General features: G+C 70.9%; 12 protein-coding genes. 9 read left to right on the top strand and 3 right to left on the bottom strand.

What is annotated here, in order from left to right; translation table 11 throughout:
- Nucleotides 1-131: 131 nt before the first annotated feature.
- The 6 genes from KIS93_RS48375 (at nucleotide 132) to KIS93_RS48400 (ending at nucleotide 6277) form a co-directional block, all read left to right on the top strand.
- Complete coding sequence (locus KIS93_RS48375; protein WP_080042014.1) at nucleotides 132-887, top strand: amino acid ABC transporter ATP-binding protein; 756 nt, start codon at nucleotides 132-134, stop codon at nucleotides 885-887.
- A 20-nt stretch (nucleotides 888-907) separates the two neighbouring features.
- Nucleotides 908-1768, top strand: coding sequence for a glutamate ABC transporter substrate-binding protein (locus tag KIS93_RS48380; protein WP_080042015.1), 861 nt, complete (start codon nucleotides 908-910; stop codon nucleotides 1766-1768).
- Between the two features lie 58 nt (nucleotides 1769-1826).
- A complete protein-coding gene (locus KIS93_RS48385) occupies nucleotides 1827-2495 on the top strand; it encodes an amino acid ABC transporter permease (protein ID WP_080042016.1) in 669 nt (222 codons plus the stop codon).
- Nucleotides 2492-3409, top strand: a complete 918-nt coding sequence (locus KIS93_RS48390) for an amino acid ABC transporter permease (RefSeq protein ID WP_080042017.1) — start codon at nucleotides 2492-2494, stop codon at nucleotides 3407-3409. The genes KIS93_RS48385 and KIS93_RS48390 overlap by 4 nt, the downstream gene beginning before the upstream one ends.
- A 97-nt stretch (nucleotides 3410-3506) precedes the next feature.
- Complete coding sequence (locus tag KIS93_RS48395; RefSeq protein ID WP_080042018.1) at nucleotides 3507-4349, top strand: glutamate ABC transporter substrate-binding protein; 843 nt, start codon at nucleotides 3507-3509, stop codon at nucleotides 4347-4349.
- 149 nt (nucleotides 4350-4498) lie between these two features.
- Complete coding sequence (locus KIS93_RS48400; protein WP_230465501.1) at nucleotides 4499-6277, top strand: S9 family peptidase; 1779 nt, start codon at nucleotides 4499-4501, stop codon at nucleotides 6275-6277.
- 13 nt (nucleotides 6278-6290) lie between these two features.
- On the opposite strand, the gene rny is transcribed toward KIS93_RS48400, so the two are convergent.
- Entirely contained in the window at nucleotides 6291-7913 is a 1623-nt protein-coding gene (gene rny / locus KIS93_RS48405; RefSeq protein WP_080042020.1) for a ribonuclease Y, read from the bottom strand.
- A gap of 774 nt (nucleotides 7914-8687) precedes the next feature.
- Here rny and KIS93_RS48410 point away from each other — a divergent pair.
- Nucleotides 8688-11138, top strand: coding sequence for a tetratricopeptide repeat protein (locus tag KIS93_RS48410; RefSeq protein WP_155128392.1), 2451 nt, complete (start codon nucleotides 8688-8690; stop codon nucleotides 11136-11138).
- Nucleotides 11139-11617: 479 nt separating this feature from the next.
- On the opposite strand, the gene recX is transcribed toward KIS93_RS48410, so the two are convergent.
- A complete protein-coding gene (recX, locus tag KIS93_RS48415; RefSeq protein ID WP_246005492.1) occupies nucleotides 11618-12157 on the bottom strand; it encodes a recombination regulator RecX in 540 nt (179 codons plus the stop codon).
- 150 nt (nucleotides 12158-12307) lie between these two features.
- Between recX and KIS93_RS48420 the strand changes: the two genes are divergently transcribed.
- Nucleotides 12308-12943, top strand: a complete 636-nt coding sequence (locus KIS93_RS48420) for a hypothetical protein (protein ID WP_155128394.1) — start codon at nucleotides 12308-12310, stop codon at nucleotides 12941-12943.
- A 388-nt stretch (nucleotides 12944-13331) separates the two neighbouring features.
- Here the strand turns inward: KIS93_RS48420 and recA are convergent, their stop codons facing one another.
- A complete protein-coding gene (recA, locus tag KIS93_RS48425) occupies nucleotides 13332-14426 on the bottom strand; it encodes a recombinase RecA (protein WP_080042022.1) in 1095 nt (364 codons plus the stop codon).
- Between the two features lie 1182 nt (nucleotides 14427-15608).
- Between recA and KIS93_RS48430 the strand changes: the two genes are divergently transcribed.
- On the top strand, nucleotides 15609-15929 hold the full coding sequence (locus KIS93_RS48430; RefSeq protein WP_230465503.1) for a hypothetical protein: 321 nt from the start codon (nucleotides 15609-15611) through the stop codon (nucleotides 15927-15929).
- The last annotated feature ends 56 nt before the right edge of the window (nucleotides 15930-15985 follow it).

Consider the following 15985-nt stretch of genomic DNA (forward strand, 5'->3'; position numbering starts at 1 on the left):
TTCAAGGGTAGTCGTTGTGCGGCTCGCAAAGGCCCGTGTGGATCTAAAAGGCCAGCTTGACGGCATGATGTGATCGGATCGGTACCGCTCGGTTAGTGCACAGCGTTCTAATGCCCTCTACGTTTTACTCCATGACGGAGAACGGCGACGCCACTCCACTGGTCCAGTTGGAGAACGTCAACAAGCACTTCGGGGCGCTGCACGTCCTGAAGAACATCAACTTGACCGTCTCTCGTGGCGAGGTACTGGTCGTCATCGGCCCGTCCGGCGGCGGTAAGAGCACGCTCTGCCGCACGATCAACCGGCTGGAGACGATCAGCGACGGCAAGATCATATTTGACGGCCAGGTGCTGCCCGAGGAGGGCAAGGCGCTGGCCAGGCTGCGTTCCGAAGTCGGCATGGTCTTCCAGTCGTTCAACCTGTTCGCCCACAAGACCATCCGCGAGAACGTCACGCTCGGCCCGGTCAAGGTCCGCGGCGTCGCCAAGGACGCCGCCGACAAGCGGGCGATGGAGCTGCTGGAGCGGGTGGGCATCGCGGCGCAGGCGGACAAGTACCCGGCGCAGCTCTCCGGCGGTCAGCAGCAGCGGGTCGCGATCGCCAGGGCGCTGGCGATGGACCCGAAGATGATCCTGTTCGACGAGCCGACCTCCGCACTGGACCCCGAGATGGTGCAGGAGGTGCTCGACGTGATGGTCGGGCTGGCGCGTGACGGCATGACGATGATGGTCGTCACGCACGAGATGGGGTTCGCCCGCCGCGCCGCCAACCGGGTGGTGTTCATGGCGGACGGGCAGATCGTCGAGGAGAACACCCCCGACGAGTTCTTCACCAACGCGCAGACGGACCGTGCGCGCGACTTCCTTTCGAAGATCCTCACGCACTGAGAGTTATGAGGCAGGTACACATGCACATGCGTCGAACGGGAGCGGTGCTCTCCATCGCGGCGATGGCCGCGGGCCTGGCCGCTTGTGGCGGTGGGGAGCAGACGTACGCCACCGTGGCGGACAAGATCACGGGTGGTGGCACGGTCGTGGTCGGCACCAAGTGGGACCAGCCGAGTCTTGGCCTGAAGATGGGCAACGAGCCCGAGGGCTTCGATGTCGACGTGGCCAAGGCCGTGCTGAAGGAAGTGAACGGCGGCAAGGATGTGAAGATCGAGTGGAAGGAGTCGGCCTCCTCCAACCGTGAGCCGTTCCTCCAGAACGGCACGGTCGACATCGTCTTCGCCACCTACTCCATCACCGAGGAGCGCAAGGGCAAGGTCACCTTCGGTGGCCCGTATGTCATCGCGCACCAGGACGTCATGGTCCGCAAGGACGACACCTCGATCAACTCGCCGCAAGACCTCAAGGGCAAGAAGATCTGCAAGGCGTCCGGCTCCAACTCCTACAAGCGCATCACCGACCCGCCGCCGGACGGTCAGCTCGACATCGACGCCACCACCGTCGACGCGGCCAACTACTCCGAGTGCGTGCAGAAGCTGACGGGCAGCAACCTCGACGCGGTCACCACCGACGACCTGATCCTGGCGGGCTTCGCCAAGCAGGCCGGCGGCAACTTCAAGGTGCTGGGCCAGGGCTTCACGGACGAGAAGTACGGCATCGGCCTGAAGAAGGGCGACAAGAAGACCTGCGAGGCCGTCAACAAGGCGGTCGCGACGCTGTGGAGCAACGGCACGATGAAGACGCTGCTGGACAAGTGGTTCGGCGGCATCCAGGGCCTGAAGCTGTCCGAGACGGCGCCGCCGGCCGAGGGTTGCGCCTGATCACGTCGGTGACGGCGGCCGGTGACCCGGCCGCCGCTCGCCCCTGCGGTGGAGCACGATGGACGAACTAATCAAGTACGCCCCCGACCTCGGCCTCGGATTCCTCGAGAACGTCAAGCTGTCGATCGTCGCCGCGATCGCCTCCTTGATCCTCGGCACGATCCTCGTGGCGATGCGGGTCTCACCCACGCCGGTGCTGCGGGCGGCCGGCACCCTCTACGTCAACGTGGTGCGCAACACGCCGCTCACGCTGGTGCTGGCGTTCTCGGCGCTGGGGTTGAGCGACCAGCTCGGCCTGGTCTTCTCCGAGACGCCGACGACCAACTCGTTCTGGATCGTGTCGATGGGCCTGTCGGTCTACACCGCGGCCTTCGTGTGTGAGGCGCTGCGGGCCGGCGTGAACACGGTGCCGATGGGCCAGGCCGAGGCGGCCAGGGCCATCGGGCTGACGTTCACGCAGTCGCTGACGATGATCATCCTGCCGCAGGCGTTCCGTGCGGTCATCGCGCCGCTGGGCAGCGTGATGATCGCCATGATCAAGAACACCACGGTCGCGACCGCCGGCGGCTTCCTGCTCGAATCCGCGGCGGTCATGAAGATCACCTTCGACACCACCGGCGCGTCGATCCCGATCTTCCTCGGCATCGTCGTCGCGTTCATGGCGCTGACCATGCCGATCGGGTTCTTCACCGGCTGGCTGGCGCGGCGGATGGCGGTGGTCCGATGAGCACCTCCGTCCTGTTCGACGCGCCGGGCCCGCGCGGGCGCATCCGCAACCACACGCTGACGGTGATCAGCGTCATCGCGGTCGGCGCCGTGCTGTACGGCATTTACCGCGGCTTCGACGCCAAGGGCCAGTTCGAGGGCAAGATCTGGCAGCCGTTCCTGCAGTGGGAGACGTGGAACTTCTACATCATCCCCGGCCTGATCGGCACCCTGCGGGCGGCGGCCGTGGCGGCGGTGCTCGCGCTGGCGTTCGGCGCGATCTTCGGCCTGGCCAGGCTCTCCGACCACGCGTGGATCCGGATCCCGGCCGGCGTGGTGGTCGAGGTGTTCAGGGCCATCCCGCTGCTGCTGCTGATCTTCTTCATCTTCTACCTGGCGCCCATGATCGCCGGTGGCGGCGACTACGCCTTCATCGCGGTCGTGCTCGGCCTGACCCTCTACAACGGCTCGGTGCTGGCCGAGGTCGTCAGGGCGGGCGTGCACGCGGTGCCCAGGGGGCAGGCGGAGGCCGCGTACGCGGTGGGCATGCGCAAGAACCAGGTGATGCGGCTGGTGCTGCTGCCCCAGGCCGTCACCGCGATGATGCCCGCGATCGTCAGCCAGCTCGTGGTGCTGCTCAAGGACACCGCGCTCGGCTACATCATCGCCTACGTCGACCTGCTCAACACCGGCTTCAAGATCCTGCCGGCCCGGTTCTTCGGCTCGCTGATCCCGGCGGCCATCGTGATCGGCGTCATCTACCTGGCACTCAACCTGGCGCTGAGCCGCCTGGCCACGTGGCTGGAGGGGCGCAGCAGGCGCAGCCGCAAGACCGCGGCCCGCCCGGTCGCGGCGCCCGGCTCGGCCGAGGTGAGCGTCGGCGCCGGTCAGGGCACCGAGGGCGGCGGTCTGGCGCCCGACAAGCCCCTGGAGTAGTGCTTTCCGGGCGGCGGGCGTCATGCTCGCCGCCCGAGATGTCAAACAAAGCCCCAATCCGCATTTCGGCCCGGGCCGGCGCGGGTATGCGGGCAGCATGCGCAGGGCGGCGCTCGCGGGGGCGGCTGTGACGGTGGGGCTGGCCGCGTGTGGCGGCGGCGGCTCGTACGCCACGGTCGTCGACAAGATCAAGAACACCGGCACGGTCGTCGTCGGCACCAAGTGGGACCAGCCGAGCCTCGGCCTGAAGATCGGGCAGGGCGAGCCGCAGGGCTTCGACGCCGACGTCGCCCGCTACATCGTCCACCACCTCACCGGCGGCGACGTCCGCATCACGTGGCGCGAGTCGCCGTCGTCCACCCGCGAGGCGCTGCTCCAGAACGGCACCGTGGACATGATCGTCGCCTCCTACTCCATCACGGAGTCACGCAAGCCCAAGGTGACGTTCGGCGGCCCGTACGCGATCGTCCCCCAGGACACCATGGTCAGGGCCGACGACACCAGCATCCGCCAGGTGAACGACCTGCGCGGCAAGCGCATCTGCCTGGCCGAGGGCTCCAACTCGTACCGGCGGATCGTGGACCCGCCGCCCGACGGCAAGCTGAACCTGCCGGCCCACCTGGTGCGGGCCGCGAACTACTCCGACTGCGTCCGCAAGCTCGAAAACCGCCAGCTGGACGCGGTCAGCACCGAGAACCTCCTCCTGGCGGGGTTCGCCGAGCAGGAGCCCGGCCGCTTCCGGCTGCTCAACCAGCCGATCACGGACGAAAAATGGGCCGTCGGGCTGAGGAAGGGCGACACCGCCACCTGCGAGGCCGTCAACGCCGCCATCGCCCGCATGTGGCACGACGGCACCACCACCCGGTTGCTGCGCAAATGGTTCGGCAAGACCGATCTCGTGCTGCCCTCCACCCTGCCGCGCCCCGAAGGCTGCCCCTGATCGCGTCCCCGCACCCTGAAGGCTGCCCCTGATCGCCTCCCCGCACCCCTGAAGGTCGTCCCTGATCCGGGGACCGGTCCGCACTCGGAGCGATCTTCCGGCAGGATGCGGGTATGCCTTTCTGGCCCTCCCCCATATCGACCAGAGACGTGGCCGGTTCCAGCGTCCGTCCCGGCTGGCCCGTGGCCATGGGCGGCCGCGTGTGGTGGACCGAGGACCGTCCCGACGAGGGCGGGCGCACCGTGATCGTCCGCCGCGCCGCCGACGGCACCCGCCGCGACCTGCTGCCCGCACCCTGGTGCGCGCGCACCCGCGTGCACGAGTACGGCGGCCGGCCCTACGCCGTGACCCCCGATGGCGACGTGGTCTTCGCCAACCTGAAGGATCAGCGCCTCTACCTCCTGGCCGACGGCGGCGAGCCGCGGCCCCTCACCGACGACGGCTGCCGCTACGCCGACCTGCTCGTGCACGACGGCCAGGTGTGGTGCGTGCGCGAGCACCACGACGAGAACGGCAAGGTCACCAGGGCCGTCGTCGCCATCCCGCTCGACGGCGGTGAGCCGCGCGTGTGGGCCTCCGGCAGCGACTTCTACGCGAGCCCCGCCATCTCCCCCGACGGGCGGCATCTCGCCTATGTCTGCTGGAACCACCCCCGCATGCCCTGGGACGGCACCGAGCTGCGCGTCGTCCCCCTGACCGGCGGCCCCGCCTGGACCGTGCGCGGCGGCCACTCCGAGTCCGTCCTGGCCCCCTCCTGGAAGGACGACTCACGGCTCTACCTCGTCTCCGACGCCTCCGGCTGGTGGAACCTCTACGAGATCGGCCTCCATGGCGACGGCGCGCGGGCGCTGCACCCCGCCGAGGAGGAGTTCACGCTGCCGCCGTGGCAGCTCGGCGGCCGGCCGTACGCGGCGCTCCCCGACGGGCGCCTCGCGGTCCTGCACGGGCGCGGCGACCTGCGGCTCGGGCTGCTCGACCCCGGCTCCGGCACGCTCACCGACCTCGACCTGCCCTACACCGGCTGGAACGCGGCGCTGGCCGCCGACGGCCCGCGCGTCGTCGGCATCGGGTACGCCGCCACGACGCCCCGCTCCGTCGTGGCCGTCGACACCGCGACCGGCCGGCACCAGGAGCTGCGGCCCGACCCGGCGGCCCTGCCCGACCTCGCCTACCTGCCCGTCCCCGAAGCCGTACGCATCGAGGGCGACGTGCACGGCTTCCTCTACCCGCCCCACCCCTCGGCCGTCGACGGCGCGCCCCCGTACGTGATCTTCGTGCACGGCGGCCCGACCGCCCACGCCGACTCCGCGCTCGACCTGGAGAAAGCCTTCCTCACCTCACGCGGCATCGGCGTGCTCGACCTCAACTACGGCGGCTCCACCGGCTACGGCCGGGCCTACCGCGACCGTCTCAAAGGCCAGTGGGGCGTCGTGGACGTCGACGACGCCGTCGCCGCCGCCGAATGGCTCGCCGCGCGCGGCCTGGCCGACCCGCGCCGCATCGCCATCCGCGGCAGCAGCTCCGGCGGCTGGACGGTGATGGCGGCCTGCTGCCGCTCCGACGTGTTCGCCGGCGGCGTGTCCTACTACGGCATCAGCGCGCTCGCCCCGCTCGCCGCCCACACCCACGACTTCGAGTCCCGCTACGTCGAATGGCTGGTCGGGCCGGAGGATCCGCAGGTGTACGCCACGCGGGAGCCGCTCGCGCTCGTCGACCAGGTCAGCTGCCCCATGCTGCTCCTCCAGGGCCTTGACGACCCCGTGGTGCCGCCCGAGCAGTCCTCCGCCTTCGCCGACGCGCTCGCGGAGCGCGGGGTGCCGTGCACGTACCTGGCCTTCGAGGGAGAGTCCCACGGCTTCCGCCGCACGGAGACCCGCGCGGCGGCCCTGGCCGCGGAGCTGGCCTTCTACCAGCAGATCTTCTCGTAGACGCGGTGTCGGGTCAGCGGGCGAACTCCGTCGCCCGCGACTCCCGCACCACCGTGATCCGGATCTGCCCCGGATACGTCAGCTCCTCCTCCACCTGCTTGGCCACGTCGCGGGCGATCACCTGCGCCTGGATGTCGTCGATGGCGTCCGGCTTGACCATGACCCGGATCTCCCGCCCGGCCTGCATGGCGAACACCTTCTCCACGCCGTCGTACGACTGCGCGATCTCCTCCAGCCGCTCCAGCCGCTTGACGTACGCCTCCAGCGACTCGCGCCGCGCGCCCGGGCGGCTGCCGCTGATCGCGTCGGCGGCCTGCGTGAGCACCGCCTCCACGGTACGGACCTCGACCTCGTTGTGGTGCGCCTCGATGGCGTGCACCACGTCCTCCTCCTCGCCGTACCGGCGGGCGATCTCGGCCCCGATCAGCGCGTGGCTGCCCTCGACCTCGTGCGTCAGCGCCTTGCCGATGTCGTGCAGCAGCGCGCAGCGCTTCATCAGCGTCTGGTTCATCTTCAGCTCGGCGGCCATGATGCCGGCGATGTGGGCGGACTCGATGAGGTGCTTGAGCACGTTCTGGCCATAGGAGGTGCGGTAGCGGAGCTGGCCGAGCAGCAGCGTCAGCTCGGGGTGCATGTCGGTGATGCCCAGCTCGACGAGGGCGTCCTCACCGGCGCGCGCGCAAAGATCCTGGACCTCCTGGCGGCTGCGGTCGTGCGCCTCCTCGATGCGCTGCGGGTGGATGCGGCCGTCCAGCACCAGTTTCTCCAACGTCAGCCGCGCCGTCTCCCGCCGGACCGGGTCGAAGCACGACAGCAGCACCGCCTCAGGGGTGTCGTCGATGATCAGGTTCACGCCGGTGGTGGACTCGAACGCGCGGATGTTGCGCCCCTCGCGGCCGATGATGCGGCCCTTCATCTCGTCGCCCGGCAGGTGCAGCACGCTCACGACCGACTCGGCCGTCTGCTCGGCCGCCAGCCGCTGCACGGCCAGCGTCACGATCTTCGTGGCCCGCTTCTCGCCCTCCTTGCGGGCCTCCCCCTCGATCTCCCTGATGATCAGCGCGGCCTCGCGCTTGGCCTGGTTCTCGATCTCCTTGACCAACTCGGCCTTGGCCTGCTCCCCGGTCAGCCCGGCCACCCGCTCCAGGATGAGCCGCCGTTCCTCCTCGACCTGCAGCAGCTCCTCGCGGCGGTCGGCCAGCTCGACCTCGGTCTCGGCCAGCTTCCTGTCACGCTCGGCCTGCCGCCTGGCCTCCTCGTCCAGCCGCTGCTCCCGCTCGGCCAGCCTGGCCTCCCGGCGCTCCAGGTCGGCGCGCAGCTCCTTGAGCTCGGACTTGAGTATCCGGCTCTCCTCCTCGACCTCGCGCCGCATCTGCGCGGCGCTCTCGGCCGCCGCCTCCGACCTGCGCAGGATCTCGTCGGCGTCCGTCTCCGCCTTGCTGCGGATCTCCCGCGCCTCCTCGCGCGCCTGCTCCAGCTCCTCGTGCGCCGCCTCCACCACCTCAGGGCTGGGCTTCCCCTTGCCGGACAGGCCGCCCGAGCCCGAGGTACGCCGTATGACGACGAGAAGCGCCACGATCATCCCGAACGCGAGCACGAGCACCGCCACCATCAGCACCACGACCAGCGGCCCCATGTGTGCCCCGCCCTCCTCGCGTCGTCAAGAACTCATAACGCGGCCACAAAACACGGGAGGGGTCACAGGCGCGCCGCGGAAAGCCCGGTCGGCGTCATCGCCGGGATCGATGTCAAGCCAAGACTGATGGGGCGTCGACCGCCAGAGCCGACACCTCTCCTGCCTCGTTCAATTCGTCCGTCGTTCACCGGTATGGCAATCCGCGCTGCGCGGAGTAACTCCTCACTGCCGTCGAGGTTATGCGTCGAACAGGTCACGAGCAAGCAAACGCGTCCTCAAGCGTGTCTTACGGGCCTGCATCTCCCTGTTCAGACAGGCGTCACCCATTGGCACGGCAATCGACCTTTACAGGGAGGCATTCCGCGGCATGTCGCCCGGGCGCGGTGGCCGTGCACGGTGCACGGCCGTGCCGCGCCCGGCATCTCCGCACCCGGCACCCCCCGCACTCCGGCACCCCGCACGCCGTCACCCCGCACTCCGTCACCCCGCACCTCCACACCCCGCACCTCCACACCCCGCACCTCCACACCCGGCACCTCCGCACCCAGCACCTCCGCATCCGGCATGTCGGCGCTCGGCACCTCCGCGCTCGCCATGTAGCGCCCGGCACCTCCGCACCCCGGCACCTCCGTGCCCGGCATGTCGGGGCTCAGCACCGCCGCGCTCCCCGGCAGTCCGCGGATCGCTCCTGCCACGAGACCCCCGGGTGGTCGATGTGTGACACTCGTCGAAGTCGCTCCCTCACCAGCTCATCCCCCGCGCAGAGAGGCCGAGATGCCGCGCTGGTCCAAGATCGTGATCGCGGCGACGCTGCCGTCGACGGCAGGCGTTCTGGCTTGGTGGATCTGTGTGGCGAACGGGCTGGGGCTGGACACCACGAGCATCGTCGTGGGCCTGGTCGTCCTGCTTCCCGGAACGCCTCTCGCCATCTGGGCCGGACAGGCGGAGCCGGACACCGGCCCGCCGGTGAGCGGATCACGTCCGGCGCCCGCGGTGATCGGCGACGTGCCCCGCGAGCCCAGGGCCTTCCAGCCCCGCGCCCAGTTGAGCGAACGCATTGACCAGCTGCTCTGCACGCCCCGCCCCGCCCCGGTGTGCGCGCTGGTGGGAGGGCGCGGCGTGGGCAAGACCCATCTGGCGGCCGCTCATGCCCGGCGCTGCATCCAGGACGGCATCCCGGTGGCGTGGCTGCACGCCGAGACCGCCGACCACCTGCACGGCTCCCTCGACCAGTTCGCCGCCGACACCGGGTTACGCAGCGACGGCGACGACTTCACGGCAGTGACCCGCAAGGCCAGGGCCTGGCTCCAGGCGCGGCGGGAGCCGTATCTCGTCGTCCTCGACAACGCGACGGACCCTGACCTGCTCGCGCCGCTCCTCCCCGCGCACGGCCAGGCCCGCGTGCTGATCACCACCAACGACCACGCCTTCGAACGGCTCGGTGCCATGGTCCCGGTGGAGCAGTTCACCGAGGCCGAGGCGGTCGGCTATCTGCGTACGCGGGTGAGCGGCGACGACGACGGCTTCCACGCGCTCGCCGAGGAACTGGACCGCCTTCCCCTCGCCCTGGGCATCGCGGCCGCGGCTCTGGTCGGCCCGCCCCGCCTGTCGTGCGCGTCCTACCTGCGGCGGCTGCGTGCCACCCCCATCGAGGTGATCCTCGCCCGGCCGCGCGGCGAACCGTACCCCAACGGGGTGGCACAGGCCATCATGCTGTCGGTCGGGCAGACCAGCCCGGCGGCCGCACACCTGCTCGCCGAGCTGTCCGTGCTGTCGACGTCCGGTGTCGGCATCGAACTGCTCGGGCCGCAGGCGGAAACGGCTCTGGCCGAGCTGGGCGCCCGATCCCTGGTCACCTTCAGCCGCGGCGGCACGACCGTCTTCGTGCACCGCCTCGTCCGGCGCGCGGTCCACGACCAGGCCGCCCGCGACCGCATCCTGCCCACCGTGATCGAGTCGGCCGCACGCCGGTTGTGCGAGGCGGTCGAGGACATCTCCGACCAGGACACCTGGCGCAGATTCCCCCTGATCATGACGGTGGCCGAGCACGGGGCATCCCTGTGGGAGGCGGTCGAGCAGGTCCTTGATGACGAATCCCCATACCCGCGCGCGTCCCCCGGACCGAACCAGCGAACTCCGCCCGGACCAGCCCAGCGCGCAACCCCCGAACCAGCCCAACGAACAACAACCGAACCAGAACTACCTACAGCGGCCGAACCGGCCCAGCCGACAGCAGCCGAACCAGAACCACGTACAACACCCGAACCAGCCCAGCCGACCACAACCGAACCAGAACAGCCGACCACAACCGAACCAGAACAGTGGGCGTCAGCCGAACCAGAACAGTGGGCGTCAGCCGAACCAGAACCACGTACGACACCCGAACCAGAACTGTGGGCGACGGCCGAGCCGGTCCTCAGGGCCCGCCACACCGTGGCCGCACATCTGATCTACCTCAACGATGGAATCCGTGCCCTCCCGGTCGCCGAGGCCGTCGTCAGAGGACGCGAGAGGCTGCTGGGCCCCGACCACCCTGACACTCTCGCCGCCCTGCACACGCTGGCGCACGCCTGGGAGTACGCCGGTCAGCCGATGGAGGCCGCCGTCCTCTATCAGCGCGTCGCGGCGGATCGCTCCAGCCTCCTCGGCGCGGAGCACCCCGACACGTTGTGGTCGCGGGCGTCGGTGGCCTTCTCGTACACGATGGCGGGCAAGGCGGCGCAGGCGGTACCGATGATCGATCAGGTGGTCGCCGACCAGCAGCGGGCACTCTCCCCGAACCACCCCACCCTCCTCGCCGGCCGCTACTTCCAGGCCTACACCCACTGCGAGGCGGGCCTGCCCGAAGGCGGCATCGAGCTGTTCCGTCAGCTGATAGCCGATCGCGAGCAGCTGTTCGAGCACGACGATCCCGACACCTGGGTGGTCAAGGGCCAGCTCGCACGCGCCTACAAGGCGGCGGGCAGGGCCGCGGAAGCCGTCCCGCTGTACGAGCACGTCGCCGAGCAGCAGACGCGCGTGCTGGGCGCCGACCACCCCGACACGCTGATCACGCGGCACGGCCTGGCCGCAGCGTACGAGGCGGTGGGCCGGATCGCGGACGCGGTGAACACCTTCGCCTGGGTCACGTACCGATTCGAGGCCGTCATGGGGCCCGAACAGCTACTCACCAGAACCGCTAGAGCCGACTTGGAGCGCGCCCGCCGATCACTACGGCAGCCGTGACCCTGCCACACCGCACCACGACCACCCGTCCTGCCACACCCCACCGCACTGCCCTGCCCTGCGCACTGCCCTGCCCTGCGCACTGCCCTGCCCTGCGCACTGCCCTGCCCTGCGCACTGCCCTGCCCTGCGCACTGCCCTGCCCTGCGCACTGCCCTGCCCTGCCCACTGCCCTGCCCTGCCCACTGCCCTGCCCTGCCCACTGCCCTGCCCTGCGCACTGCCCTGCCCTGGCGTGCCCTGCCCTGGCGTGCCCGCACCCCTGGCGCCGCTGGTGTGTTCACGGCGGTAGCCGCGCTCACCGTGCAAGACGGGCTCGATCGGGCCCCGTGACAGGGGCTCGGTGACAGTGGAGCCCGTGACAGCGGACTCCGCGACGGCGGGCTCGGTGATGGCGGGGAAGGCGATCTGCGGCCTGATGACCGGCGGGCGTGTGGCCTTGCGGTTGTGGCCTTGCGGTTGTGGCCTTGCGGGAGTCGGTCTAGGAGAAATCCTCCTCCACCTCGATGCCCTCCTGCTCAAGTGCCTCCCTGATGACGCGGAAGGCCAGCCCGGAGGGGTACCCCTTGCGTGCGAGCATGCCGGCCAGCCGGCGAGTACGGGTTTGCGGATCGAGCGAACGGGTGGATGCGAGCTTACGTTCCACCAGCCGCCGGGCCGTCTCTTCTTCCTGGTCGGGGTCCAGCCGCTCCACGGCCTCGTTGACCGTGTCACCGTCCACCCCCCGGCGACGCAGCTCGGCCGCCAGGGCACGCCTGGCCAGTCCGCGGCCGTGGTGCCGGGAGTCGACCCAGGCCGCCGCGAACGCCTCGTCGTTGATCAGCCCCAGCTCGGAGAACCGGCTGAGCACCGCCTCGGCGGCCTCCTCCGGCACGTCCCGCTTGCGCAGGGCCTCGGCGAGCTGGGCGCGGGTCTTGGGCGCCATGGTGAGCAGGCGCAGGCAGATGGCCCGGGCCACCGACTCCGGGTCCGCCTGGGGGCTTGTCGCGGCCGGGCTCTCGGCATCGGGCCCGTCAGGCAGCCAGCCTCGTTGGCGAGCGCCCTTCCGCCCTCCTCGCCGAGAACGCCCCCGCCCCCTGCTCTCGAACCGCCCAGCACTCTCCTCGGCCTGCCCAGCGTTCTCCTCGAACCGCCCAGCGCCCTCCTCGGCCCGCCCGACACGCTCTTCGACTTGTCCGGCGCCGCCGTCAGCTTGCCCGGCGCTGCCGTCAGCCTGCCCGGCGCCGCCGCCGACCCCGTCCGCCGCTTCGCCGTGCCGCCCGGCCTCACCACCGACCCATCTCGCGCCATGGCCGCCCTGCCCCGTCGGCTCGTCACCGAACCACCCGACGCCGCTGCCACGCTGCCCGATCTCATCACCGGCCCGCCCAGCGCCATGGCCGCGCTGTCGGACACCATCGCCGAACCACTCAGCGCCGATGTCGCGTCGCCTGGCCGGCTCGTCGCCAGGCCACTCGAACTCCTCGGCGCTACGCCTGCGGCCGGATCGCTTCTTGGAGCCGCCCGATCGACGCTCCTCACCGGATCGGCGTCTCTCGCTGTCACTCTCATCGGCCGCGAACCAGCTGCTTCCGGCCAGCACCTCAGAGTGCCACTCATCCCCCGGCCGCCTGCTGGAGGAGGTGCCGGCAGCGGTGGAGGTGGTGGGGTCAGCGACCGAATCGTCCTGACCGCCCGGCCCCTCCTGGGTGCCCTGCCTTTTCTGGGCGTTCTCCCTCTCCTGGCCGCCATGGAGGACGTCATTGCTCCAGCCGCTCGGAGGAGCCGACGAGTGACCGCTCTTCGCCTCGCCGTTCCGACCACCTGACGCGTAGTACGGCGGCGCATCGCTCGGGATGGCCGCATCATCGTCTGACGCGTCGGCGTCGCTTGACGCCTCCGCGTCCCCCCACACGTTTGTCCCACTTGACGTGTCGCGCCCCGAACGCCCTTCCGGGGGGCCGGAGTTCGCGCCACCGCTGCCGGATTCCTCCGGAGCGGGGGCCGCGGCCTCCGGTTTCTCCGGGGGCGAGGCGGCGGCTTCGGCGGCGCGCAGGCGGTCGCGTTGCTCGCGCCACTCGGCCACCGACGGCCAGGCGTCCGTGGCTGAGCGGGCCAGGTCGCGGCGGCGGGACGGCGGGGGTCAGGCCAGGAGGCGCCCCGGTCTGGCGGCTGGGGCGCTTGCGGCCGGTCGGTGCTGCTCATGCGGTCAGCGATCAGACGTCACCCGGCTTGGGGGTGGACTTCGAACCGCGGCCCGACGGAGCGGCGGCGGCCGGTGCGGGGGCGGCGGCGGCCTCGGCGGGAGCGTCGAGGCGCGGGCCCACACCCAGCTTGTCCTTGATCTTCTTCTCGATCTCGTTGGCCATGTCGGGGTGGTTCTTCAGGAAGTTGCGGGCGTTCTCCTTGCCCTGGCCGAGCTGGTCGCCCTCGTACGTGTACCAGGCGCCGGACTTGCGGACGAAGCCGTGCTCCACACCCATGTCGATGAGGCCGCCCTCGCGGGAGATGCCCACGCCGTACAGGATGTCGAAGTCGGCGACCCGGAAGGGCGGAGCCATCTTGTTCTTGACGACCTTGACCCTGGTGCGGTTGCCGACCGCCTCCGTGCCGTCCTTGAGAGTCTCGATGCGGCGGATGTCCATACGGACCGACGCGTAGAACTTCAGCGCCTTACCACCCGTCGTGGTCTCGGGGCTGCCGAACATGACGCCGATCTTCTCGCGGAGCTGGTTGATGAAGATGGCGGTGGTGCCGGTGCTGTTGAGAGCGCCGGCGATCTTGCGCAGGGCCTGGGACATGAGACGCGCCTGGAGACCGACGTGGCTGTCGCCCATCTCGCCCTCGATCTCCGCCTTGGGCACCAAGGCCGCAACCGAGTCGATGACGATGATGTCGACGGCGCCCGACCTGATCAGCATGTCGGCGATCTCCAGCGCCTGCTCACCCGTGTCGGGCTGGGAGACCAGCAGGGCGTCGGTGTCGACCCCGAGCTTCTTGGCGTATTCGGGGTCGAGGGCGTGCTCGGCGTCGACGAACGCCGCGATGCCTCCGGCCCGCTGCGCGTTGGCCACGGCGTGCAGGGCGATCGTGGTCTTACCCGACGACTCCGGGCCGTAGATCTCCACGATGCGGCCGCGCGGCAGGCCGCCGATGCCGAGGGCGACGTCAAGGGAGATCGACCCCGTGGGGATCACCTCGATGGGAGCTCGGGCGTCGTCGCCCAGCCTCATGACGGAGCCCTTGCCGAACTGCCGCTCGATCTGAGCGAGCGCGGTCTCGAGGGCCTTCTCGCGGTCGTTGATAGCCATGGGAACTCCCCCTGGAGGGTCGTGGTCCGATCAGTCGAGTGAAAGCTACGGCCTGCCACCGACAATTTCCGCCGTGTCGGGGAAGACGTGGCCACCCGGCTTGTCCATCGTAGCCGAACGGCTGTTCGATCACAGCAGGAACACGCAGGTCGCCCCTTAGAGCATGCACACCCGGCCGCATGCTCGCCCCTGCCACACCTGCTTGCCACACTCGCCGCACTCTGCCACCTGCGCCACGTCTGCGGAGCTGCCGCCCTGCGCCCGGCAGGCCTTGGGACGGGCGTGCCCCGCGTACGGGCATGCCCAGGACGGCGTGCCCTGCGTGCCCCCGGGGGCGGCGTGCGTCTGGGGGCGGGGCATGCCCTGGGCACACATGCCGAGGGGGGCGGGTGCGCCCTGCGCAAGGCGTGCCCGGGGGCGGCGAGTCCCGGGGCCGGGGGCGTGCCCGGACGCCGAGGCGTGCCATGCGGGGCGACGGCGTGCGCTGGGGGCGGCGTGCCCTGCGAGGCGACGGCGTGCGCTGGGAGCGGCGCGCCTTGGGACGGGCGTGCCCGAGGGCGGCGAGTCCGGGGAACGGGGCGTGCCGTGCGTGTGCCCTGCGGGGCGGCGTGCGCTGGGACGGGGCGTGCCCGGGAACGGGGCGGGGCGGGGCGGGCCTGCGGGCCCTGCGTAAGGCGTGCCTGGGGGGCGGGCGCACCCCAGGGGACGAGGCGTCCCCTACGTGCTCCGGCGGGCGGGGCGGCCCCTGGGTGACTGGGATGGGCGTGCCCTGCGTGCCCTAGAGGCAGGCACGGGATGCGGGCGTGCCGTGCCTGCCACGGCGGGCGGCGGCCCTGCGCCACGCGAGCAGCCTGCCACGCGAGCGGCCTGCCACGCGGGCGGCCTGCCCTGGGAGCGGCGTGCACCTGAGGGGGCATGCCCGGGGGTGAGTGTGCCTGAGGACAGGGCGGTCCGGGGCGGCGGGGAGGCCTCGGCGGGCGCGTAGAGGGAGATGGACCCGGCTTGGGCGGGGCGTGCGCGATCGGCCGAGGCGTGCGCGATCGGGCGGGTCAGCGGGCAGGCGGACCAGTGGGCAGGCGGGGCGGCGGGCAGGCGGGGCAGCGGGCAGGGCGGGCGGTGGGGTCGTCGGTACGAGCGTTTCGGGGTGGGTGGGCGGTTGCCTTCTGCGTGTTGTCAGGCTGGGTGAGCTGGGGAGACTCACTCCAGGGCGACAACTGGAGGCGGCACGTGGCGAGCGGCTACACCGGGGAACGACGCGTCCATCTCGAGACACTTGCCGAGCTGCTTCCCTCCCATGGCCTGGTCAGCCGCATGGTCGGAGGCGAGGATCCGGTGTTGTGGGTGTGGCAGCCTCGCACCGGGCGGCACACGGTCATTTTCGCCACCCCGTCGAGCCAGGGGTGGCAGTTTCTGTGGTCGCCGGGCGGGCAGGCGCCGGTCGCGGATCTGGAGCGGACGGTCACGGCGTTGCGGGACGCCCTCGACTCGGGGCAGCCGACCTAATCGGGCCGCGAGCCGACATGGCCGCTGGCCGGACCGCGAGCCGACCTGGCCGCGAA

Origin of the sequence: [Actinomadura] parvosata subsp. kistnae, assembly GCF_900323885.1 — a bacterium.
GTDB classification, from domain to species: Bacteria; Actinomycetota; Actinomycetes; order Streptosporangiales; family Streptosporangiaceae; genus Nonomuraea; species Nonomuraea composti.